Raw genomic sequence first — 21786 nt, 5'->3', positions numbered from 1 at the left:
CATGTCTTCCCCTTCCGCCGTCCGCCTCGAAGCCACCGGCTGCATCACCGCCCTCGGTGACAGCGCGACCACGCATGCCGCACTGCTGCGGAACGAGGTCGCGTTGCGCGCGCTGCCGGTGCTCGGCGCCGACGGCGGCGAAACGGTGCCGCTCGCACTCGCCCCGGGCCGGGGCTTCGACGAAACGGCACCGCCCAACTGGCTGCCGGTGCTGCGCGCGCTCGTCGCGACGATGCCGGCGGACGACTGGGGCTCGGCGCGCCGGCCGGTGTTTGTCACGAGCAGCAATTTCGGCGTCGGCAGCCTCTACGCGTATCGGCGTCACGGAGACGCTGCCCATCTCGCCTACGGCACGCCGCACGCCTGCGTCGAATGGGTCGGCCGTTCGCTCGGGTGGGGTGGCAACGTCACCACCGTCTCGCATGCGTGCGTGTCCGCCCACCTGGGCCTGCTGCTCGCGACGCGCGTGATCGACGCCGGGCTCGCCGATCGCGCGCTGGTGTTTTCCTTCGACTTCATCAGCCCGTTCGTGACCGGCGGGTTTCATGCCTTGAAGATCCTCAACGCCGGGTTTCCTGCCCCGTACGCCGATCGACCCACGGGTTCGATCGGGCTCGGCGACGGCGCGGCGTTCGCGGTGCTGACGCGGGACCGCGGCGACTTCGCCCTCGCGGCGCAGAGCATCTACAACGAAATGCACCACTTCACCGCCAACCGCGCCGATGGCGCCGGTTTTGCCGCGTGCCTCGCGCCGCTGCGCACGGCCGCCGCGGGCCGCCGCTTGTGGCTGAAGGGCCACGGCACCGGCACGATCGAGGCGGGCCGACTTGAGAGCGCCGCACTCGCCGAGGCGTTTCCCGGCGCGCCGCTCGTCGGTTGGAAAGGCAGCTTGGGCCACACCCTCGGCAGCTGCGGACTCGTCGAACTCGCGCTCGCGTGCGAATCGATCCGAGGCGGGCGCGCGCCGGGCACGGTGGGCAGCGTCGGTCCCGGCTTCGTACCCAGCGTCGCGCACGAATCATTTTCCATCGCCGGCACCGACGCCGTTGTATGCGCGAGCAACGCGTTTGGCGGCGCGCACGGCGCCTTTCTCCTCACCCATGTTTGAAGCCCATCTCCAGGCGATCAGCGCGTGCGATGCCGGCGAGGAAACGCCCGCGATCACGCGCGAGCGGTTGAAGGAACGCTTCGCGCGCGGGGCGACGCGGCGCATGACGCAGCTCGGCCTGCTCGTGGGCACCGCTCTCGACGATCTCGGGCCGCGCGCTGATGACGCCGTCGTGTATGCCTCGGCTTACGCCGAGACGCGCGCGCTCGAAGGTTATCTCGAGAGCTTTCCCGGCGCGAGTCCGACGCTCTTTCAAACGTCGATCCATCCCAGCGCGGTCCAGCAGGCGCTGATCACGCGGCAGCATCCCGTGGGCGAATTTTTTCCGCTCACCGGCCGGCAGCATCTCGTCGGTCACGCGCTGCTCGCCGCGATGCTGTCACCGGCGCCGCGCGTGCTGCTCTGTGGCGGCGAGGAACGCGGCACGTGGCTGCTCGAACAGCGCGCCGCGAGCGATCGGACATTCGCCTTCGCGCTCGCGCTCACGCGGGATCCTGCCGGCGCGCTCGCGCGGGTGGAGTTGCGGGCCGTGCCCGAGGTCGCCGGCGGCGGCGAGTATGCGCTTCCGACCTTCTTCGATGCGTTGCAGGCGCGTCAGCCGATCGATGCGGGCGTGGCGCCCGGGCTGGCCTTGAAACTCGAGTGGCGGTGAACCCCACCGTCCATCGCAGCGCCGCCGGCAGCGCAAGCGTCCCGCCTCCATCGCGTAAACCCGCCGGCGCGACGCCCGTACTCCCGGCGCGCAATCCGGGTCCGAGTTGGGGCTATCGTTTCTTGTGCGCGTGCGACGCGGTCGTGCCCGAGTTCATCTTTCGTCCGGCCCGCAAGCTCGGCACGTGGGTGGCGCTCGCCAACATGCCGCAGCAGCGCGCGCATTCGCGGGCGTACCTGCGCGCGATCACCGGCCGCGAGCCGGCGCTGCGCGATGTGTTCCGTCACTTCCTGGCGTTCGAGGAATTTCTCATGCTCCGGCTGCGCGTGGCGCGCGGGCTGTCGCACTTCGGCGAGCTCGCGCCGGATGCCGACGGCTTTCACACCCTGCTCGCCACGGGCGAACCGGCGCTGCTCGGAACGTTTCACGTCGGGCATTCGGATCTCACCGGTTTCCTGCTCGGACGGCAGGAGCACCGGCGCGTTTTCATGGTGCGCCAGCGCGTGGGCAACTCGCACGACACCGAGGTGCTCGGCGCGCGCTTCGCGCAGTGGGTCTCGTTCATCTGGGTAAACGATCCGGCGAACCTGCTGTTTGCGCTCAAGGACGCGATCGCCGCCGGTGGCTCGGTCGCGTTGAAATGCGACCGGCTCGAATTCAGCGCGAAGACCGAGGCGTTCGAATTCCTCGGCGCGCGCCGTGAGTTTCCGTTTACGATTTATCACCTCGCGCTGATTTTTCAGCGGCCGGTCGTGCTGTGCGTGGGATTGCCCGACGGCCCTGGCCGTTCGGTGGTGCACAGCTCGCCGATCTTCCGGCCCGAGCCAGGCGGCAAGACGGCGAACCTCGCGCGCGCGCGCGCCCACTTCCAGGACTTCCTCACGCGGATCGAAGGGTTCCTGCGGCGCGATCCCACGCTCTGGTTCAACTTCACGCCGCTCAACCCGCCCGCGCCATGACGATCTCGCGGCGGGCCCTGCGGGTCTATCACTGGGTGGCGAACTGGATTTCCTGGACGATGTTCGCGACTGTCGGCGTGCTTTTGAACGTCGCCTGCGCGCCGTTGCTCCTCTCGCGGGATCGGACGCGGCACGGTTCCGCGGTGCGCGCGACGATTCGCCGGCTCTTCGTCGCATGGTGCGCCTGGCTGCACGCCACGCGCTTGATCTACGTGCGCTTCCACGGCTTCACACCCGAGGCGACGGCCGGTCCCGCCGTGTACATCGCGAATCACCCCGGCCTGCTCGACGCGACGTTCATCCTCTCGCGCCTGCATGACGCCATCTGCATCTTCAAGCCGGAGATCATGCGCAACCCGGTGCTCGGTCCGGCGGCCTTGATGGGCGGATACGTATCCGGCGACAACGGCGTCGACTTGATCCGCGATGTCGCCGGTCGCGTGGCCGGCGGCAACTCGCTGCTGATTTTCCCCGAGGGCACGCGCACCGTTCCCGGCACGACGCTGAATCCGCTTCGTCCGGGCTTCGCGTTGATCGCCTCGCGGGCCCGTGTGCCCGTGCGCGTGATCGTGGTGCGCGCCCCGATCGATCTCGTGCCCAAGGGCTGGTCGTGGTGGCGGGCGCCGCAGTTTCCCGCGCAGGTGGACATCACGCTGCTCGGCGAACTCGAGTGGCGGCAGGAGGAGTCCGCCGCGGCGTTGACCGCGCGCGCCCGGCATCAACTTCTGACCGCGCTCGTTCCGTCATGACGCCGTCCGCCACGCATCTCGTCCTGATTCCCAGCTACAACTCCGGCGGGTTGCTGGCGAAGACGGTCGGCTCCGCGCTCGCGCAGTGGAGTCCCGTGTGGATCGTCGATGACGGCAGCACCGACGAAAGCTCCGCGAGCGCGCAGGCGATCGCGGCGCGCGATCCCCGGGTGCGCGTGATCGTGCGACCGCGCAACGGCGGCAAGGGTGCAGCCGTGGCAACGGGCGTCGCCGCCGCGCTCGCCGCCGGTTTCACGCATGTGCTCACGCTCGACGCCGACGGCCAGCATCCGGTCGATCACATTCCGCGTTTCATGGCGGCATCGCAGGCCGAGCCGGCCGCGATGGTTCTCGGCCGGCCGGTGTTCGGCCCCGAGGTGCCGTTGGAACGGCTGCACGGGCGCAAGCTGAGCGTCGGTCTCGCGCGCCTGGAAATTCTCGGCGCCGGCATCGACGATCCCTTGTTCGGCTTTCGCGTGTACCCGGCCGCCGCGTTGCAACGCGCGCTCGCGGCGACGCGCCGGGCGCGCGGCTTCGATTTCGATCCCGAGGTGATTGTGCGCATGTTCTGGGCCGGGGTGCCGACGGTGAACCTGCCGGCGCCGTGTCGTTACCTCGGCAAGGACGAGGGCGGCATCTCGCATTTCAATTACCTGCGCGACAACGCCAAGCTGGTCTGGCTGCACTCGCGTCTGCTGACGCAACTTTTGTTGTGGCGCTGGGTCTCTCTCCGGCGCGTCCGTCGTGCGCGCGCCGCTCGAACGGGTTCAACCACGTGAAAAAAACTCTTTTCTGCTTTGCGCGCCTGGATGCAGGCATGAACCGGGAACGCCGGCCTCCGGCCGGCATGGGATCGAAGCAGGCGGGACGCCTGCGCTCCTGGGCGACGGCAGTTTTGCGTGACGTCTTCGTTTCGGCCTTCCTCCTCGCCGTTGCCGCGGACGCCCAAGAGTCCGCAACGCCGGTTCCGGCACCGGTGCCAGCCGCCACCGACGTGCCTGCATTGGTTTCGCCGCAGACGTTGCTCACCGATCCTGCGAACGATCCGGCCTGGCGCGGGCTCTTCGATCGCCTCGCGCCCAACAAGACGCGGCAGTCGAGTTTTGAGGAGAAGCGCTATTTTCCCTTTCGCAAAACGCCCGTGGTGCTGCGGGGCGAGATCCGCATCGTGCCCGAGCTCGGCCTGAGTCTGCGTTATCTCGAGCCCGAGCCCCGCGTGTTGATCGTCGACGCCAAGGGGCTGTTGCTGCGCGACAACGACGGCCGCGAACGTCCCGCGCCCTCGGACAGCCGCGCGCAGGCGGCGACCGCGGCGATGGTGAACATCCTGCGGTTCGATCTTGCGGCGCTGACGAAGGAGTTTGCGGTCCACGGTCGGCGCGACGGGGCGAAGTGGTCGCTGGCGTTCGTGCCGCGCGATCCGGCGTTCGCCGCCCTGCTCGGCACCCTGACGGTGAGTGGCGAGGACAATGCCCTGACTCAGATCGAGATGATCAAGTCCCCGACGCAGCGGATCGAAATCACCATTCGCCAGACGCTGGAGGACGTGTTGTTCACCGCCGACACGTTGCGCCGTTTCTTCCGGTAAGCTGGAAGCGCAGGCGTCCCGCCTGCATCTGTGACGTTGCGGGCGGAGCGCCGACGCTTCCATGATCCACGTCCTGTGCTGATCTTCATCCGAATCCATCACGTCGACCCGACGGCGCGTGCATGAGTGAACCGCCGCGTCAGAAACTCTGGGCTCGTCTCACACTGGGCGTGGTCGCCGCGTTCTGTGTGATCTGGATGCTCCGGCTCGACTACGCGCGGAAGATTTCTACGAACGTCCTCGATTTGATTCCGGCCGCCGAGCAATCGCCCGAGATCGGGCTGGTGCGCAACTTCGCGAGCAACGTGCAGGCGCGCGTGATGTTGCTGGCGTTGAGTGATCCGCGCACGCCCGGCGCTCCACCGGCCGCTGCCGCCGCGACGTTCGCCGCAGAGCTCCGCCAATCGCCGGCCTTCGCCGAGATTGTGTTGATGGGCGACGCGTCGGCCGGAAACGCCCTCGGCGGCGAGGTGTTCGCGCATCGCTTCGAGTGGCTGCTGCCCGGCTGGCTCGCCGAACGGGAACGGGAGTTCGCGCGCACCGGCGAGCCGCGGGAGAGATTTTCCGCGTGGCTCGCAACCCGCACTGCGACCCAACTCGAGACGTTTCTCAACCGCCCCGAGGCAACGGCGCTGCAGGACGTGATCCCGCGCGACCCGCTGCTGCTGGTGCCGGCGCTGGTCGAGCGCGCGCGGTTGCTCGATGCCCCGGGCGCGAACGCGGGCGGCCACGCCCTCATTTGGGCGCGGATCACGGCGTCGCCGTTTGCCGAGGAAGGCCAGGGGCCGGTGTTCGCCGCGATCGAGCAGGCGCTCGCGCGCGTCCGGGCGCAGCACGGTGCGGTTGAGCTCCGCTGGTCCGGCGTGAATCGCTTTGCGGCCGCGAGCCGGGCGCGGATCGAAACGGAGATGCGCTGGCTCAACCTCGTTTCGATCGCGGCGGTGCTGGGCGTCAGCAGCCTGTTCGTCCGCCGGGTCTTCAAGCTGTTGCATCTCGTGCCGGTGATCCTGCTGTCGATCCTGGGCGCGTGGACGCTTTCCACGCTGGTGTTCGATCGCCTGCACATCCTCGTGTTCGTGATCGGTTCGTTGCTCAGCGGCGTGGCGGTCGATTACGGCTTCTACATTTACATGCAGCCGTCGCTGTATCCCGACGAGCCTTACGCGGCCAAGCTCCGGCGGATCCTGAAGCCGCTGCTGGCGAGCTGCCTGACGACGGTGATCGGATTTTCGCTCCTGCTGTTTTCGGAGCTGCCGCTGATCCGGCAGATCGGTGTGTTCGTATCGGCCGGACTGCTCTGTGCGCTGGCCACCGCGATGCTGTACTTCGCGCAGCTCGAGCGGCCGTTGTTGGAAGGCCGGCAGTTTGGCGGCGCCGGGAGTCGGGCCGTTTCTCCGTTGCTGCGCTGGGGCGTGCGCGGGCTGTTCGCAGCGATCGCGTTGGTGGCGGTGTTCGGGCCGTTGCGCCTGCACTGGCGGGACGACGTGCGCGAACTCGATCTCCCGGCCACGGAGTTGCAGGCCAACGAGACGGCACTGCGCGCGCTCTTCGGCGAGTCGACGGGCCGGACGATTTTTCTGACGCATGGGGCCACTTTGCCGGAAGCGCGGCAGCGCCTCGACGCCTTCCTCGCCCAGCAGCAGCAGGCCACGCCGGGGGTGGCGGCGGCGAGCGTCGGGCTGCTCCTGCCGACGGAAGCCGACTGGCGCGCGCTGCCTGCGCGGCTCGCGGCGCTGCCAGCGTTTGCGACCGACTTGGGCGTCGCGCTCGAACAGCGCGGTTTCACGGCCGCGGCGTTTGCCCCGTTTTTCTCCGCGTGGGGCGACCTGCAACGGCAGCCGCCGGCCGGGGACTATGCAGCGCTCGCGGCCGGGCTGGGGCGTGCGCTGACCGGACCGCTGGCACTGCTCAGCAACACGCGGGAGGCGCCCTTCTGGTTTCTCACGATTGTCGAACAGCCGGCCGTATCCGCTCTGCCGGGACTGCACACGATCGGACTCAACCAGCTGCAGTCGTTGAACGACTTGTTCACGCGTTACCGGTGGTCGGCCCTGCAGCTGAGTGTGATCGGTCTGGCTCTCGTGATCCTGAGTGTCTTTGCGATCTACCCGTTCCGGCGCGGTCTGCGCATCGCGCTGATTCCCGCCGGATCATGCTTCTTCGTTTTCGGTCTGCTCGGGCTCACGGGGCAGACGTTGAACCTGTTTCACCTGCTGGGATCGTTTCTCGGCGTGTGCTTGTCGCACAACTACGCAATCTTCTCGTCGGACAACTCCGCGGCGGGGCAGACGCCGCCCGTGCCGGTGCGGTTGTCGGCGCTGTCGACGGCGGCGTCGTTCGGCGTGCTCGGCTTCAGCCGGATTCCCGTCATTCACGCGCTCGGCCTGACCGTCGCGTTGATTGTGCTCACGGCGCTAGCCATCGTGGAACTCGAGCCGCTCACGCGGCGCTCCCGCGCATGAACCCAACGTTGCGTTCCGCGTGGGAGGATACGGTGCGCGCCGCGCCCGGGGCGACGGCGTTGGTCGAGCCCGCGACGGCCGCGGTTGTGACTCGCGCCGCGCTGGACGCCGCGGCGGACGCGTGGAGGCAGGCGCACGGGACCGGCCTCGCCGACCGGACGGTCGTGCTGGCTGAGCCGAACGGACCGGAGTGGTTCCGGGTGTTCATCGGCTTGTTGAAGTCCGGCGCGGTGATCGTGCCGATCGATCCGGGTGAACCGGCGGCCGCACAGGAGGCGACGGCGCAGCGACTCGGTGCCGTGGCGCGGTGGAGCGGTGGAGCGCTGGTGCCGGTCGCAACGCGGTCGCGACCGGCGCGCGACGGCCGGCGGTTGATCAAGCTCACGTCGGGTTCCACGGGCGTGCCGCGGGCGCTCGCGTTCACGGATGCGCAGATGCTGGCGGACGGACGCCAGGTGTGCGCCGCGATGAATATCCGGACGGACGATACGAACTTCGGTCTCATTCCCTTTGGCCACTCCTACGGGCTGGGCAATCTCGTGGTGCCGCTGCTGGCCCAAGGCACGGCGATCGTGTGTGGCACCGTGGCGTTGCCGCATGCGATTGTGGAGACGATCGCGCGGTGGCGTCCGACCGTGTTTCCCGCCGTGCCGGCGCTCCTGCGCGCGCTGGTGGTGTCCGACGTGGCGCCGGGTCGGCTGGCCTCGTTGCGCACCGTGATTTCCGCGGGTGCGCCGCTGGCGGCCGAGATCGCGGAGGCGTTTCACGTGAAGTTCGACCGGAAGGTCCACAGCTTCTACGGCTCCAGCGAGACGGGTGGCATCACGTATGACCAAAGTGGTGACGCCGCGCGCACCGGTCGGAGCGTGGGCCAGCCGCTGCCGGGCGTACGGCTGGAGTGGGGCCGCGGCCGTCGTTTCACGGTGGCGAGTGAGGCGGTGTACACTCTGGGCAACCGCCGGCGGACGGCGGGTGGCGGGAGTTATCAACCGGCGGATCTCGCGACGCTCAATGCGGCGGGTGAGCTGGTGTTGCTGGGTCGATCCGGGCGGTTCGTGAAGATTGCGGGCCGGCGGTTGAACCTGGCGGAAGTGGAGCGCGCGTTGCGGGCCGTGCCCGGCGTGCGCGATGCGTTCGTCGTGCCGCACAGTGCGCGCGTGGACGCGCTGGCCGCCGCCGTGGCGACCGATCTCGCAGCCGACGCCCTGCGGACCGCGCTGCAGGAGCGACTCGCGCCGTGGAAAATTCCCAAGCGGATCGTCACGTTCGCAACGTTTCCCGTGACGCCGCGCGGCAAGACGGACACGCGGCGGTTGCGCGGGCAGTTGGGCGAGTGATGGCTGATACCAATCGCTCCGTGCTTTTGGACTTCTGGATCGATCGTGGCTACGAGCGCCAGCGAGTGGCCGAACGACCACTCGCTGGCGCTCGTAGCCACGGCTAAAGTCCAAAGGCAAAGAGCGATTGGTATTATACCAGCAGCCCGTAATAGCTGGATTTTTGGCGTGGTCGCCTGGTTATGCGCTCGTGACCCAGATAAGCGCAAAGACGCAAAGGGACAAAGGTCCGAACACAGGATTTACCTTAGCGGATCGACCTTTGCTTCTTTGCATCTTTGCGCTTGGTTCCGCCTCGAGCGAGGGGCCTATAGTCAAACTATCAAAGGACGTTGGTATTAAGTCCGAGGACCGCGACCGCCCTCGGTCGCGTCGGACCGGTGCGACCGGGGGCGGTCGCGGTCCAAACCATACTTGGCCCTTCGGTTGGAACTAACCGGTTTGGAACAGCGTCGCCTCGATCTCCACGTCGAGCGCCGCGCGGCAGATCTCCGCGTGCAGGTACGTCACCGTGTCGGTGGGCTGCAGCAAATCGCGTTCGAGGCGGGTGCGGGCGCGGCCCAGATCCTCGGGATGCCGGAGGTAAATCTTGAACTGCCGGCGGGTGATCCGGTCGGACGTGAAGCGATCGCCCAAACCGACGGCCCGCGAGATCAGCCGCAGGTTGTCGAGGGTGCAGTCGAGCTGGCCGTCGAGAACGCCCGGCGCGACAGTCTGGTGGCCCTTGATCGCGGCGGTGCCCGAAACGAAGACGACTGAGTTCGCGCCGTCGCGGGCGACGGTGGCGCGGGCAAACGACGGCGAGCGCGGGCCGTGCTCGATCGGATAGTGATACGCGGGCACCTGCTCCGGGTTCTCGAAATGGTGCGGGGCGTTCTCGCCGGCGACGAAGATGACATCCAGCTGGCGGCCCTCGCAGCCGACCGCGGATGCTGCGGGCAGACGGGTTTCAAAGCCGGGGCCAAGCACCTTTTCGAAGGCGCGCGCGCGGCCGAGGCAGAACGCGCGGTAGTTTTCGACGGCACCCGGTTGGGCGTTGATTTGGGGAACGTAGTTCCAGGCGCGGTAAAGATGATGGCGTCCGCAGGCGGTGAGCAGCCGGCGATAAAGGGCCTCGGCGTGCACGGCCACATCGTCGTGTGTCAGCGGTTCCCGCGCATAGCCCAGCAGGAATTCGCCGGCTTGGAAAAGCTGCACGCCGCCCGCGGCGGGCAGGGTGGCGACGTGGGGGAAAAGCGCTTCAACCGGCGCGCCGGCGAGCCACGGGGTTCGAATCTGGAGCGTGGCGGGTTCGGCCAGCGCGGGCGAGCCGTCGAAGGCGATGCGAAAGGCGGGCTCCGCCGGACGGGGCGTAACAGGAGAGACCAGCATGGGGCGCAGGCGAGTTACGGTCGAATTGACCGGCCGGCGGGGAGGCGCGGCCGTGACGCCGTCAGCGGGACGCGGTTGAGAGACTGCTGCGTTCTCATGAGCGCGGATCAGAGCGCGGTGGCCGCGGGCGGTCAATCTGCAAGGCGACGACGTGGTCACGGGAGCCTTGGAACGCCTGCGCTTCCGTCGGACTCCCCGTCGGAATCCCCGCTTGTGCGCGTCCAATTCGGCGTCCAATACGTCGGACCGCGGCATGACCACCTTTGATCTTTCCGTTCTCTTTTTTCTGCAGCTGGCGGTGGTGTTGGTGGTATGTCGACTCGTGTCTGCAGTGGCGGTGCGCATCGGACAGCCGCCGGTCGTCGGCGAGATGATTGCCGGGGTGGTGTTGGGGCCGTCGCTGCTTGGATATTTTTGGCCGCAGCTGCAGCAAATGCTGTTTCCGCCGGCGTCGCGCCCGATCCTGTTTGCCGGCGCCCAGTTGGGGCTGGCGCTGTACATGTTCACCGTCGGTCTGGAGTTTCGCGTCGATCTCGTGCGTTCGCGGATGCGCAGCGCGCTGGCCATCTCGGCGTCTGGGATTCTCGTCCCGTTCGCGCTCGGTTGCGGGCTGGGTTTCATGCTGCTGGCGCGTGGCGGTTTTTTCGGACCGACCGTCACGGCGATTCAGGCGGTGCCGTTCATGGGGGCGGCAATGGCGATCACGGCTTTTCCGATGCTGGCGCGGATCATTTACGAACGCGGACTGACTGGCACGACGGTGGGGGCGCTGGCCCTGGCGGCGGGGGCGATCGACGACGCGGCGGCGTGGGGCGTCCTGGCGCTCGTGCTGGCGAGTCTTTCGCGCGACGCGGGGATCGCGATTCTCGCCCTCGGCGGCAGCGCCGTGTTTCTCCTCGTGCTGTTCACGCTTGGGCGCCGCCTGCTGGGTTTTCTGGGACGCTATGCCGCGCGCGATGCCCGCGCCGAGCGCAGGGCGTTCGGCTGGGTGCTGGTGCTGCTGATGCTGGCGTCGTGGTATACGGATACGATCCGCCTGTACGCGGTGTTCGGGGCGTTCTTCCTCGGCGCGGCGGTTCCGCGCGGTGCGTTTGCGGACAAACTGCAAACGTGGATTGAGCCGCTGACGACCTGGCTGCTGCTCCCGCTTTTCTTCATCTACTCCGGTCTCAACACCCGCTTCGATCTCGTGAACGATTCCGCGCTGTGGCTGGTGACCTTGGCCGTGCTGGTGGCGGCGGTGATCGGTAAAGCTGGAGCCTGCTATGTTGCCGCACGGGCCTGCGGCGAGACTCACCACGAGGCGATGGGCATCGGCTCGCTCATGAACGCGCGCGGTTTGATGGAGCTGATCATTCTCAACATCGGTCTGGAACGCGGCATCATCACGCCCACGCTGTTCACGATTCTCGTGTTCATGGCGATTGCGACGACCCTGATGGCGACGCCGATGTTCAACCGGTTCTACCGGCAGGCGGACGGCCGGGAGTTTCGCCGGCCGGTGTGACTTCCGAGCCGGGTGTTCTGGAAACGACGTCGCCCGACGCGGGCGGTGATCCGCGACCGCGCCTCTTTTGGCAGCGAGGATCGGTTTGATTTATGCCGACCTTTTGCATCCACGAACGAAAGAATTCGCGCTGCTGACTCTAATCCCGTTGACGGAGAAAAACACGGGGTGTAGCGCCATGGCCCCAAGTCCAGTATCCAGCATGAAGAATATTCTCATCGGTGGTGGCGCGGCGGGTTTGATCGTCGGTGGCGTTTTGCTCGCCGCCGGCTTGGCCAAAGTCGGTGAACGGCCAGCCAAGCTCACTTGGCGGGATCCGGAGGTGAAGTCGGCGCTCATGACGTTTGGCTACAAAGTGTATGCCAGCCCGAAGGTGCAGTTCGGGCGTCACTATCTTTCCAAACTCGTCTTCAAGAATGAAGGTGAGCACCCGATCACGAATTTCTCGATCAGCTACAAGATCGACGACTACGTGCCGTGGACCGAACCGAGTGTGATCAACCAGATCCCGGGCGGCTTCACGTTCACGGAGCTCTACTATCCCAAGCTGCCTGCATCCGTTTCCAAGATACGCAATGCGACGAACGCGAGCCTGCAGGTGCGCTATCGCTGGACCGAGGAGGGGAAGGCCCGCGAGGAAACCTTTTCCCGTGACATCACGCTGCGGGGCGTGAACGAACTGGCGTACTGCGACCTGCCGCAGGCCGAGGTGCAGTCCTGGTTCGATGCGTTCAACGCCTCGGCTTTTTCGATGGCGATGGTCACGCCCAACGATCCCGTCGTGCATCTCTACACCTCCGAGATCACGAAGCAGGCGGGCGGCACGACCGCCGGAATCGCGGGCGGAGCGCAGGAAGTGGCCCGGCTCTGCGCCAACACCTACAATTACATGGTGCGGTCGGGCCTGCGCTACACGGGCGACGCCGGCGTGCCGACCAACTACGACAACATTTCGACGATGGTGCAGAACGTGCGCCTCCCGCGGGATGTGATCATCAACAACCAGGGTCTCTGCATCGAACTGACCCTGTTGTGGGCATCCGTCCTCGAGCATCTGGGCGTGCGCACCGCGATGATCCTCGTGCCCGGACATGCGTTCGTCCTCGCTTATTCACCCGAGCAAAACATGCCGATGTCCCAGGGCATCGCGATTGAGTGCACCGCGATCACGCCGCGCGCGGTGGGCCGCGAATCGGACGTGTCGTTTCAGGATGCGGTCAAGATGGCGTCGGAGACGCTGCAACGCAGCCAGCAGGATGGCCGGATCATGATCCTGCCGGTGCAGGACATCCAGGCGATGGGCTTCACGCCGCCGGAGTTGTCCGACGTCGACACGGACAAGCTGGGTGAGACGCTGGCCAAGCGCATTTCACGCGGGAATCCCGGCGGTCAGACGCTGGTGGTGATGCAACCGCAGGGCGGCGGTTCCGTCCCGGCTCCGATGCCGGCACCTGCTCCCGTGATACCGCCGGGGTTCGCTCCGTGGCGGCATCCGCAAGGTCATGTGTCGGTCGCGTTCCCGGCCGATTTTGTCCAACTCGCCCCCTCGGGCAGTTTTGGCATCGTCGTGCTCTCCGTCGGAAACCCGGCGACGAGCGCCGAGGTCGACGTGATGCAGGTGGCGGGCACGCAGAATTTGCAGCAGGCGATCAATCATGTGACCGGCGTCTTCGGTCAGATGGGCTCGCGCGTACAGGTGACCGGCAGCTCGCCCGGTGAGAACGGCGCCATGTATTTCAACGGCATGACGACCTCCGCCAGTGGCGTGGCGCGCTGGGTGTGCGTGGCCAAGGCCGTTCCCGGCGGAGTCGTGCTCGTTTCCACGGGCGCGAATTCCAACGTGTGGAATTCACAGAGTGCGATGCTGCAGACGATTCTCTCCACCGTGCGATTCAACTGACGCCCCGCTCCGGACCGATCATGAAAACGCAAACTCTCGCCTCCTTCCTCCTCGTGCTGGCCGCGCTCGTGTTGCTGCCAGTGTCCGTGCGGGCGCAAGCCGCGCCGAAAACCGCCAACATCGTCCAGGACGTGGCTTCCGACGGTTCGATCGCGCTCTCGGTGGAAATGTCATTCGATGCCGCCGCCTGGCGGCAGTGGAAGTCGCAGGTGGGCGACGATCCCTCGCGCCTGCGCGCGATGATGAAGCATCAGTTTTCCGCGCTCGTGATCGACGACTTCAAGTTCGAGAAGGACGATTTGAACCGCACCGCGAAGATGACGATGCGCAGCCCGGCCGGTCCCGAATTGCGCAAGGACGGACGCTTCCGCATCGCGATCGAAAAGGAGTTCCGCCTGGTCAACAACAACGGCCGCGAGTGGTTCTTCAGTGGCAACAATCCGCTCGCGAACAACAGTCTCCAGACCATCCGGATTGTGATGCCGGCCAACGCCGTCGGCGTGACGCTGGTCGGTCCCGGCAACGCGGACCAGGGGCTCATCTATTCGCTCAAGGTGCCTGCCGGCAAATCGCGCAACTTTGTCATTGCCGGTGCAGTGCTGGCTTTGCTCGGTGCCGGGGCCCTCGCGGCAGGATTGCTGTCCCGGAAGGGGCCCGTCCCGTCGCCGCGTGCGGCTGCGGCTTGAAACCCGCCGTTCGGGAATATTCATGGGACCGCGACCGCCCCCGGTCGCATCCCATGGCATTCGAAGGCGGGTGCTTTCCCGACAAACCATCCTGTCGCGGGCGCCGGCCGCCCTTCGACTTTCGACCCACTCCCATCGAATGCGCTTCCGATCCCAAGGCGCTTCCCCTTTGAATTTTCCGGTCGATTAGCGATCTCCCTATGAAATACTTCATTCGTTCGAGCGTGCTTTCCGTCCTTTCACTCGCGCTTCCGCTACTTGCGGCGGCCATGAACAACAACGACGTGATCAAGATGCAGAAGGCGGGTCTGAGCGAAGAGACCATTCTGGCTGCGATGCAGAAGGAGCCGGCGGACTACGACACCAGCGTCGATGCGCTCATCACGCTGAAGGGCGCCGGAGTATCCGAGGCGATGATTCAAAAGATGATCGCGCTGAAATCGGTCGCTGCACCCGCGCCCGCAGCCGCGCCCGCCCAGTCTGCGACCGCGGCTCCGGTCGCTCCGCCGCCTGCCACCACTCCGGCTCCGGCCCCGGCTCCTGCTGCCGGTTCGCCCGCGGCCAATTCACCCGCCTGGTCTTCAGTGCTCGTGCCGGCCGCCAATGGCGCCGACGCCGCGCCAGTGCCTGCCCCGGCTCCCGCGGTTTCAGCGGCGTTCTCGCAGATGCTTCCGAGCATTGCCCCGCCCAAGGTGGAGCCCGTCGTCGGGCAGGAGTATTTCACGCGCTTCACCTTTCACGAGGAGAAGAACGAGCACGTCACCACGAATTATGCCCGCGGTCCGATTGTACCGATCAACACGCCGGTCAAACTCGTCTCGATGTCCGGCTCGCAGCTTGTGCTGAAGCGCGCCGACACCGGTCAGGACGTGAAGGTGAAGAACGAGGAAAAGTATACCAAGAAATCGATCCGCGAAATCGCGAGCCTGATGCTCTCGGCGGAAAAGACGCCGCTCGAGAAACTCCCTGCGGCCCTCGCCACGGCGATTGCCAGCGGTGAAATGCGCAAGGGCATGACCAAGGAACTGGTGCTCATGGCGCGCGGCTATCCGCCGGCGCACGAGACCGCCTCGATTGACAGCGATCGCTGGGTTTATTGGAGCAGCCGCTTCGTCAAACACACGATCGTCTTCGCGGACGGACGCCTCGCCGAAGGTCGCGGCCTGTTTTGAGGCGAAGCGTCCGGCGGGCTTCCCGCGAATCACGCGGATGATCGCGAATGCCAGAGGTGAAGTACTGTCCGCCGGCCGCGTTCCGGATTCACCGCTGGCGGAGAGCTTGGTTTTCCGGTCTTCTCTTTCGCGACCATTCGCGTGATTCGCGGGCAACCGAATTGTCCCATTCAGGAGGTCGCCGCGACGCCGGCCGACGCGCTTTGTGCTCGGCGGTGGCGGGAACGGTGTTGCACCATGGCGGCTTGATCCGTTCCCGCAAAGCACAGCTTGTTCTCATCGGGATTCTGACGGCGGTGGCCGTGGTGGGGGCGGTCGTGCTCTGGCGTCATTACGATGTGCGGGGATTCATCGATCGCGTGATCACCGCGCTGCGGAGCGCGGGCCCGCTGCCATTTTTCGTCGCGATGGCGCTGCTGCCGGCCGTGGGCTTTCCGCTTTCGGGCTTCACGTTTGTGGCGGGCCCGGTGTTTGGGCCCACCCTCGGAGTGGGCACGGTGGTGCTCTGCGCGGTCGCCGCGATCGCGGCCAACGTCGCGCTCTCCTACGGGCTCGCCGCGTATGCGCTTCGCCCCGTCGCCGCGTGGGTGGTGCGCTGGCTCGGCTACCAGCTGCCCGACATCAAGCCGAAGACCGCGTGGCTCGCGATCGTGATCCTGCGGGTGGTGCCAGTGACGCCGTTCTCTCTGCAGAGCGTCATCCTGGGTCTCGCCCGCGTGCCCTTCGGCACCTACATGGTGGTGTCCGTGCTCGTGCCCTCGACGTATGCGGCGTCAATCATCGTGCTCGGCGATGGTTTGATGCGCGGTGATCGCTGGGCGATGGCCGGATCGGGCGCGATGTTCGTGGTCGTCGGCGTCGTGCTCCACATCATGCGCAAACGCCTCAACGCGTCCGCCGCCGCCGTGAACCTGAAGCCGCCGGGGCGTTAACGCAGGGCGTCCGCCGGCGGCACCACGCAGGTGAACCCGCGTGCCATCACGGCCGCGAGCACCAACGCAATGCCCGTCACCCGCACGTTCGGCGGCACGCTGGGACCTTCGTGCACGAGCAGGATCGCGCCCGGTTTCAATTGCGACACGGTGTGCTCCCGCACGGCCTCGGGCGTGGGGGCGCGGCAGTCGCCGCTGCGCACGCTCCAGCCGACATAACTGAGTCCGCGCCGCGCGAGCACCGGATCGAGAAACAGGTGCTTGATGCCGACCGGCGCGCGAAACCGTTGCGGGCGAATCCCATTTTCCTGCAGCGTGGCGAGCGTGCGATCGAGTTCGGCGGTCAGCCGGGTCGGGCCGGCGCACCAGAAGGTTGCGGCCGGATGGGTGTGCGTGTGGTGGCCAATCTCGTGGCCGCGCCGCACAATTTCCCGGATGAGGTGCGGACACCGCGCGGCGCGTTCGCCAATGACGAAGAACGTCGCCCGCGCGCCGTGCTGATCGAGCAGATCGAGGATGCGCGGCGTGTCGTCCGGATCCGGTCCGTCGTCGATGGTTAGCCAGACTTCCTGGCGCGTCGTGGCAAAACGCGTGTGCACGCGCACGAGGCCCTGCGCCGCCGGCACGAAGAGCGCGAGGAGCAGGAAGGGATCGGGTCCGCAGAAAAAAGCCGCGCCGACGCGCGCGTCCATCCCGCCCGCCCACAGCACGAGCGCGACGAGTTTGCTCGCGAGCGCGATGAAGAGGAGCGGGGGCAGATTCATGCAGGCGCAGGCCCAACGAACACGAGTGGGTCCGAAACGACACGCAGCGCACGGCGAAGAGATTCGTGCGCCCGGCTAGAGCTCACATCACGCGACAGGCGGATCCCGCGATCCAAGTGACTCAAGGTGGCTGCGAGCGCCAGCGAGTGGCGGTTCGACCCCTCGCTGGCGCTCGTAGCCACGACGGCAGAAGACTTTTCGATCATCTCAGTCGAAGTTGCGGCGATGAGACACGCGGGGAGAACTGCATTGACGGGAACGTCACTGCCAGAGGCACAGCGAATCCACGTACGCGGCCGATCCGTCGCGAGCCCAGCCGTCGAGCTGCGCCTGGTCTTTCAACTGCTGGCCGCGGGCGCGCGACACCGAGGCAAAGACGTTGGCACACTCGGGCAGCGCCGTCATGTCGCCCCACAGCTTCTCGAATTGGGCCACCGGATACACGTCCTCCTGGCCGTGGCCCCAGCGCTTCTTCACGTCCTTGAGCGTGATGTAGGTCGGCACCCGCGCGGCCATCGCGCGGACCGCGCTCGCCGTGCGGGCGGCGTCGGCGAGGTCGGCGCGCGTGAGGCCGAAGAGCGTCAGCAGTCGGTCGATGTCCACCCAGCATGAATTCGTGCTGTAGTAGGTCAGGGCAAACTCATCCTCTTCGCGCGGGAGCGCGAGGCCCTCGACGAGCCGGAGCCGGCCGTCGACGCGGGCCAGGCCGCCGCCGTGATCCTCGATGCGGCGCGGAATGACCTCCCAGCCGAGCGCGCCGCCCGACGCCTGGAACCACCCGACCAGCGCGGGATCGAGCGTGGCGCCCAGCGTGTCGATGTTGTGCACGAGCAGCGTGCGCAGTTGCGGTTGCGCTGCGAGCAGGCGCGCGAGCGTGCCGTTCTTGAGGAGATTAGGCACCTCGAACCAATGGCCGACCGGATGGAGACACTGGCCCGGCACGTTGTCGGTGTAGTCGCCGCCTTCGCCGGCACCGCGGGCCCAGCCGGTCAGTGCGGCGCGGACGCTCTCGCGCATCTTCTCCTTTTGTTCGTCGAGTTTTTGCTGCGCGGTTTCCTCCCACGCGAACTGCAGGTCGCGCACCATCGGCACGAGACGCAGGCCGATGGACTTTCCGGGCGAGAGAAACACCGGTGATTCCTGCGTCGAGCTCTGCGCGGTGGCAAGGTGACGCTCGATGGCCGCGTGCGTGAGATAGCTCGTCGTGAATACATGCGGCACCTTGGCGCCGGATTGCTGCGCGGTGCGGCGCGACTTCGCCAGGTGCACGTCGATGAAGCTGCGGTGACGGCCGGAAAACTTGGCGAACGGATGCAGGCCCTTGGCGACGCCCGCGCCCTGCGTCCAGCGGCTGCCGACCCCCGCCGCGTACGTGACCACGGCGACCTCACCGCGTTGCAAGGCGGCTTCGCCCGCGCGACGCAGCGCGGCGGAGGCGGTGGCTGCATCGAACAAATCCTGCGGCGGCACGTCCTCGATCTTCGTGTTCGACGGCAGGCGGTTCAACGCGAGTCCGATGCGGCCGGCGCGCAGGTCGGCGCGGATCTGCTCGTGCTGGGCGCGATCAAAACCGTTGGCCGCGAGCAGTTCGTCGAGCCGGTGCGCGGTGCGGCTGCCGCTTTCGCCCGACGGCAGCATGCGATCGAGCAAGGAGGGGAGGGCGCTGGTGAATTCCGGATGCGTCCGGCCGGCGCGCGTGAACTGCTGCAGATCGGCGCGCTCGCGCGGCGTCAGATCCCGCGCCTCGCGCCGCAGCGAGCCGGGCAGCGCGTGCTGATAGAATGCCACGGGGAGCAGGGCGTCGGCGCCCGCGAGCAGCGCGGCCACGGAGCCGTCCTCGTTGATCGCAAAATCATACACTACCGGATCCATCGCGAACGGCAGCGACGTCTCCAGCTCGCGCTTGGTGACGATCATGATCTCCTGCAACGCGGCCTGGGCCTCGGCACGGCGTTCCGGCGCGAAGATGAATCCCATGCCGCCGCCCGACATGCCGCCGAGCATCCAGAAGCCCCAGAAGTCGTCGCCGAAACGCGCGCGCGTGCGGGCGATCAACTGCTCGGTGTAGAGATTGCTGACCCACGGGATGATTGTTTGCAGCGGGCCGAAGAAGTTTTCCGTCAGCGCGCGGCCGAGCCCGCGGATGTCACCCGCCGCCAGCAGCCCGAGGATGTCGTCGAGCGTGGCGACGGCCCGCTGGCGCGCCGTCCATTCGGGCTCGTTGCGCAGCAGGTATTTCTCGGTGGCCATCTCGAGAATGGGACCGACGTTCTGCGCCATGCCGCCGTGGACGAGCACAAGCGAGTCCTGCAGCTTCCGCCGCGCCGTATCAGAAATCCGGTCACGGCCGAGCAGCGTGTGGCGGGGCAGCAGCCGGCCGCGGCTGACGCCGTATTCGGGGTCGCCGGGACGCACCGCGGCCCCCTCGATCAGTTTAATGCCCGGCCAGAGTCCGCCGGAGTCCTGCCAGCCGCCGCCCGAGCCCCCGATCCATTCGCCGAGGATGGCGCGCGCCGCCACGATCCGACGCTCGGCTTCCTCCATCGGACCTGTGAGCTGCTGAATCTGGCCGGTGGCGCGCATGCATACGCCGATGAGCGCGCCGAGCAGATTGGTGGATACGGCGAGCCGCGAGCCCTTGGGGATCCGGTTGACGTTGCTGACGAGTTCGAACCCGCGGCCCGGACCAAAGATCGTCGCGAGCAGTTCGGCGAGGCTCGCGCCGGATCGCTCGATGCCGGGCGGCACGAGGCCCGCGGCGATCACCGCCGCCTTCAGCAGGCCGAGATAGTCGCGGCCGAAATCGAAGACGTCGTCGAGCGCGGTGAGGCACGCGCTGGCCTCGAGGTCGACGCTCGCCAACCGGATTACCGGCTCGTCGATCACCCGGAAGTACGCCTCGACCGGCGGTCGCGGCGTGTCGTCGCGGCCGTGCACGGCCAGGTCGACCGAGATGTTGAGCACGCGCGCCCCCTCGGGGAAATCCATCCCGAGGAAAAAAATGTCGCTCCAGCCGCAATGGGTGAGATCCATCCGCACCGGCGTGCGTTCGCGCAGCAGCGGATACGGGGCCTGGTCGTTTTCGCGCGCGAGCAGTTCGCGCCGCAGCCGCAACGGCTGATCGAGCGGGTGGCCGAGCCGGAACATCCAGGCGTTGCCATGGGTGGAGCGCACCGTGCGCCGGACCTGATCGGCGAGAGTTTGAAACGCGAGCGCATGGTGCGCCGAGGCCAGCGCGCTGGAGAGCGCTTCGCTCGGCCCGAGCGCCTGCTGCGCGGCGAGGAAGGTCGTGATCGCCTCCTCGAACCGGCGTTCGAGCAGGTGATTGAATCCGGGATGCGGCACGCGGCCGAGTCGCGGAAGATCGGGGCGCGCGGGCAGGTGATACCGATGAATCGCGGTGATGAAGAACAGCGCGCGGACCCGTTTGTAGAGATTCGGCTCCTTGCGGCGGTAGGCGTCGAGGGCGTCACAGGCCGCGAGCAACGCGGCGACCGGACGGCCCTCGCACCAGCGATCAATGGAGAGATCGCGGACGGCCGGGTCGCTGGACTCGATAATGTCGATGACGCCGGCGCTCATGATCCGTCGGCGCGCACGGCCAGAAGTTCGACGAGCTGCGTAAGGACGCGATCGCGATCGCGGCCCGAGAGCGACAATGCGAGCTGGGCGAACAGCAGCCCGTACGGGGCGCCGATGTCGAAACGGCGGCCGGCGACGTTGAAGGCGAGGTAACGATGCCGCGACGCCAGCGCGTGCAACGCGGGCGAGAGGCCGAGGGCGCGGTCAGGCGCCGCGCGCTGGTGCTCGTCCAGCAGCGTGAAGATCTCCGGCCCGAGCACGTGCATTCCGAAGAAGCACAGGTAGAAACCGGCGCGCAGGCCCGGCACGATCAACTGCTGCTCGGCGACCGTGGGCGTGGGTTTTTCCAGCACCGCTTCGACGTGATACAAAGGACTCGCACCGCCCACGAGCCGGCCGCCGATCGCGCCGAACGACGTGAGCTGGCTCTCGCGCGTCGGTTGGACGGCGGAGACGGGTGCGTCTTCCGCGACGGCGACGTCGATCAGCTGGCGGGCACAGCTCGCGGCCGTTTGCGACACGTGCAGATGATCGCCGACAAGATGGAGAAAGGAATCGTCGCCGACGAACTGCCGGCCGCACAGCACCGCGTGGCCGTAGCCGCGGGGCGCGTCCTGCACGATGAAGCGCACGCGCGAGCGCAGGTCGCCGCAGGCTTCGCCGTACGCCTGCTCGTCACCCGGACACACCACGACGCCGAATTCCTCGATGCCGGCCCCGGCGGCCTCCTCAAGGATCACCTGCAGCGCGGACTTGGGCTCGCCCGATTGATCGATGAGCGTCTGCAGCGGCAGCGTCCGTTGACGGGGATTGGCGGCGGTGACGAGGACTTTGCGGATTCTCATGGACGATAGAGGCGGGGCGTGGAGAGAGCAGAACGTGAAGACGCCGCCCACGGGGGTCGAACTCGAAACGTGGCGTAACATCCCCACTTAAGCCGCGTGGCGCGTGTGACGTAGGAGCAGGGCGCCGCGTTCCCCTGCACGCGTGCAGTCGGCCTTTGAATCCGACGCCGTG

At 67.2% G+C, this 21786-nt stretch carries 17 protein-coding genes; 13 read left to right on the top strand and 4 right to left on the bottom strand.

Annotation, left to right across the window (positions count from 1 at the left end; all coding sequences use genetic code 11):
• Window position 1 precedes the first annotated feature (1 nt).
• The 8 genes from ACLJEU_RS22350 (at window position 2) to ACLJEU_RS22315 (ending at window position 8855) form a co-directional block, all read left to right on the top strand.
• On the top strand, window positions 2-1108 hold the full coding sequence (locus ACLJEU_RS22350) for a beta-ketoacyl-[acyl-carrier-protein] synthase family protein (RefSeq protein ID WP_414662757.1): 1107 nt from the start codon (window positions 2-4) through the stop codon (window positions 1106-1108).
• Window positions 1101-1760: a hypothetical protein gene (locus ACLJEU_RS22345; RefSeq protein ID WP_414662756.1), complete on the top strand. Its 660-nt coding sequence runs from the start codon at window positions 1101-1103 to the stop codon at window positions 1758-1760. The genes ACLJEU_RS22350 and ACLJEU_RS22345 overlap by 8 nt, the downstream gene beginning before the upstream one ends.
• Window positions 1757-2719, top strand: a complete 963-nt coding sequence (locus ACLJEU_RS22340) for a lysophospholipid acyltransferase family protein (protein ID WP_414662755.1) — start codon at window positions 1757-1759, stop codon at window positions 2717-2719. Before ACLJEU_RS22345 ends, ACLJEU_RS22340 begins: the two co-directional genes overlap by 4 nt.
• On the top strand, window positions 2716-3468 hold the full coding sequence (locus ACLJEU_RS22335) for a lysophospholipid acyltransferase family protein (protein WP_414662754.1): 753 nt from the start codon (window positions 2716-2718) through the stop codon (window positions 3466-3468). Before ACLJEU_RS22340 ends, ACLJEU_RS22335 begins: the two co-directional genes overlap by 4 nt.
• Window positions 3465-4247 (top strand): glycosyltransferase family 2 protein, encoded by a 783-nt coding sequence (locus ACLJEU_RS22330; protein WP_414662753.1) that lies wholly within the window; start codon window positions 3465-3467, stop codon window positions 4245-4247. The genes ACLJEU_RS22335 and ACLJEU_RS22330 overlap by 4 nt, the downstream gene beginning before the upstream one ends.
• On the top strand, window positions 4244-5056 hold the full coding sequence (locus tag ACLJEU_RS22325) for an outer membrane lipoprotein carrier protein LolA (protein WP_414662752.1): 813 nt from the start codon (window positions 4244-4246) through the stop codon (window positions 5054-5056). Before ACLJEU_RS22330 ends, ACLJEU_RS22325 begins: the two co-directional genes overlap by 4 nt.
• 122 nt (window positions 5057-5178) lie before the next feature.
• Entirely contained in the window at window positions 5179-7518 is a 2340-nt protein-coding gene (locus tag ACLJEU_RS22320) for an MMPL family transporter (protein ID WP_414662751.1), read from the top strand.
• On the top strand, window positions 7515-8855 hold the full coding sequence (locus ACLJEU_RS22315; protein WP_414662750.1) for a class I adenylate-forming enzyme family protein: 1341 nt from the start codon (window positions 7515-7517) through the stop codon (window positions 8853-8855). Before ACLJEU_RS22320 ends, ACLJEU_RS22315 begins: the two co-directional genes overlap by 4 nt.
• Window positions 8856-9287: 432 nt before the next feature.
• Here the strand turns inward: ACLJEU_RS22315 and ACLJEU_RS22310 are convergent, their stop codons facing one another.
• Entirely contained in the window at window positions 9288-10226 is a 939-nt protein-coding gene (locus tag ACLJEU_RS22310; protein WP_414662749.1) for a chorismate transformation enzyme, FkbO/Hyg5 family, read from the bottom strand.
• A 253-nt stretch (window positions 10227-10479) separates the two neighbouring features.
• Between ACLJEU_RS22310 and ACLJEU_RS22305 the strand changes: the two genes are divergently transcribed.
• The 5 genes from ACLJEU_RS22305 (at window position 10480) to ACLJEU_RS22285 (ending at window position 16423) form a co-directional block, all read left to right on the top strand.
• Window positions 10480-11733, top strand: coding sequence for a cation:proton antiporter (locus ACLJEU_RS22305; protein ID WP_414662748.1), 1254 nt, complete (start codon window positions 10480-10482; stop codon window positions 11731-11733).
• A gap of 202 nt (window positions 11734-11935) precedes the next feature.
• Entirely contained in the window at window positions 11936-13633 is a 1698-nt protein-coding gene (locus ACLJEU_RS22300) for a hypothetical protein (protein WP_414662747.1), read from the top strand.
• A gap of 20 nt (window positions 13634-13653) precedes the next feature.
• Window positions 13654-14319 carry a hypothetical protein gene (locus ACLJEU_RS22295; protein WP_414662746.1) on the top strand — a complete coding sequence of 222 codons (666 nt, stop codon included), beginning with the start codon at window positions 13654-13656 and terminating at the stop codon, window positions 14317-14319.
• Window positions 14320-14519: 200 nt separating this feature from the next.
• Window positions 14520-15491 (top strand): hypothetical protein, encoded by a 972-nt coding sequence (locus ACLJEU_RS22290; RefSeq protein ID WP_414662745.1) that lies wholly within the window; start codon window positions 14520-14522, stop codon window positions 15489-15491.
• A gap of 245 nt (window positions 15492-15736) precedes the next feature.
• Window positions 15737-16423, top strand: coding sequence for a TVP38/TMEM64 family protein (locus ACLJEU_RS22285; RefSeq protein WP_414662744.1), 687 nt, complete (start codon window positions 15737-15739; stop codon window positions 16421-16423).
• On the opposite strand, the gene ACLJEU_RS22280 is transcribed toward ACLJEU_RS22285, so the two are convergent.
• The 3 genes from ACLJEU_RS22280 to ACLJEU_RS22270 form a co-directional block, all read right to left on the bottom strand.
• Window positions 16420-17187 (bottom strand): polysaccharide deacetylase family protein, encoded by a 768-nt coding sequence (locus ACLJEU_RS22280; RefSeq protein ID WP_414662743.1) that lies wholly within the window; start codon window positions 17185-17187, stop codon window positions 16420-16422. The two genes, ACLJEU_RS22285 and ACLJEU_RS22280, sit on opposite strands and share 4 nt — an antisense overlap.
• A gap of 261 nt (window positions 17188-17448) precedes the next feature.
• Window positions 17449-20769 carry a UTP--glucose-1-phosphate uridylyltransferase gene (locus ACLJEU_RS22275; protein ID WP_414662742.1) on the bottom strand — a complete coding sequence of 1107 codons (3321 nt, stop codon included), beginning with the start codon at window positions 20767-20769 and terminating at the stop codon, window positions 17449-17451.
• Window positions 20766-21614 carry a sugar phosphate nucleotidyltransferase gene (locus tag ACLJEU_RS22270; RefSeq protein WP_414662741.1) on the bottom strand — a complete coding sequence of 283 codons (849 nt, stop codon included), beginning with the start codon at window positions 21612-21614 and terminating at the stop codon, window positions 20766-20768. The genes ACLJEU_RS22275 and ACLJEU_RS22270 overlap by 4 nt, the downstream gene beginning before the upstream one ends.
• Between the last annotated feature and the right edge of the window lie 172 nt (window positions 21615-21786).

The organism is Terrisphaera buseokensis, from assembly GCF_047521145.2.
Taxonomy (GTDB): domain Bacteria; phylum Verrucomicrobiota; class Verrucomicrobiia; order Opitutales; family Opitutaceae; genus ER46.
The sequence above is the reverse complement of the archived record's forward strand: the minus strand, read 5'-3'. Positions and strand labels throughout refer to the sequence as shown.

Excerpts from the sequence above, each read along its gene's own strand:
- ACLJEU_RS22310 (WP_414662749.1), bottom strand. The coding sequence starts at position 10,226 with ATGCTGGTCTCTCCTGTTACGCCCCGTCCGGCGGAGCCCGCCTTTCGC.
- ACLJEU_RS22350 (WP_414662757.1), top strand. The coding sequence starts at position 2 with ATGTCTTCCCCTTCCGCCGTCCGCCTCGAAGCCACCGGCTGCATCACC.
- ACLJEU_RS22270 (WP_414662741.1), bottom strand. The coding sequence starts at position 21,614 with ATGAGAATCCGCAAAGTCCTCGTCACCGCCGCCAATCCCCGTCAACGG.
- ACLJEU_RS22290 (WP_414662745.1), top strand. The coding sequence starts at position 14,520 with ATGAAATACTTCATTCGTTCGAGCGTGCTTTCCGTCCTTTCACTCGCG.
- ACLJEU_RS22315 (WP_414662750.1), top strand. The coding sequence starts at position 7,515 with ATGAACCCAACGTTGCGTTCCGCGTGGGAGGATACGGTGCGCGCCGCG.
- ACLJEU_RS22295 (WP_414662746.1), top strand. The coding sequence starts at position 13,654 with ATGAAAACGCAAACTCTCGCCTCCTTCCTCCTCGTGCTGGCCGCGCTC.
- ACLJEU_RS22305 (WP_414662748.1), top strand. The coding sequence starts at position 10,480 with ATGACCACCTTTGATCTTTCCGTTCTCTTTTTTCTGCAGCTGGCGGTG.
- ACLJEU_RS22275 (WP_414662742.1), bottom strand. The coding sequence starts at position 20,769 with ATGAGCGCCGGCGTCATCGACATTATCGAGTCCAGCGACCCGGCCGTC.
- ACLJEU_RS22330 (WP_414662753.1), top strand. The coding sequence starts at position 3,465 with ATGACGCCGTCCGCCACGCATCTCGTCCTGATTCCCAGCTACAACTCC.
- ACLJEU_RS22300 (WP_414662747.1), top strand. The coding sequence starts at position 11,936 with ATGAAGAATATTCTCATCGGTGGTGGCGCGGCGGGTTTGATCGTCGGT.
- ACLJEU_RS22320 (WP_414662751.1), top strand. The coding sequence starts at position 5,179 with ATGAGTGAACCGCCGCGTCAGAAACTCTGGGCTCGTCTCACACTGGGC.
- ACLJEU_RS22280 (WP_414662743.1), bottom strand. The coding sequence starts at position 17,187 with ATGAATCTGCCCCCGCTCCTCTTCATCGCGCTCGCGAGCAAACTCGTC.
- ACLJEU_RS22335 (WP_414662754.1), top strand. The coding sequence starts at position 2,716 with ATGACGATCTCGCGGCGGGCCCTGCGGGTCTATCACTGGGTGGCGAAC.
- ACLJEU_RS22345 (WP_414662756.1), top strand. The coding sequence starts at position 1,101 with ATGTTTGAAGCCCATCTCCAGGCGATCAGCGCGTGCGATGCCGGCGAG.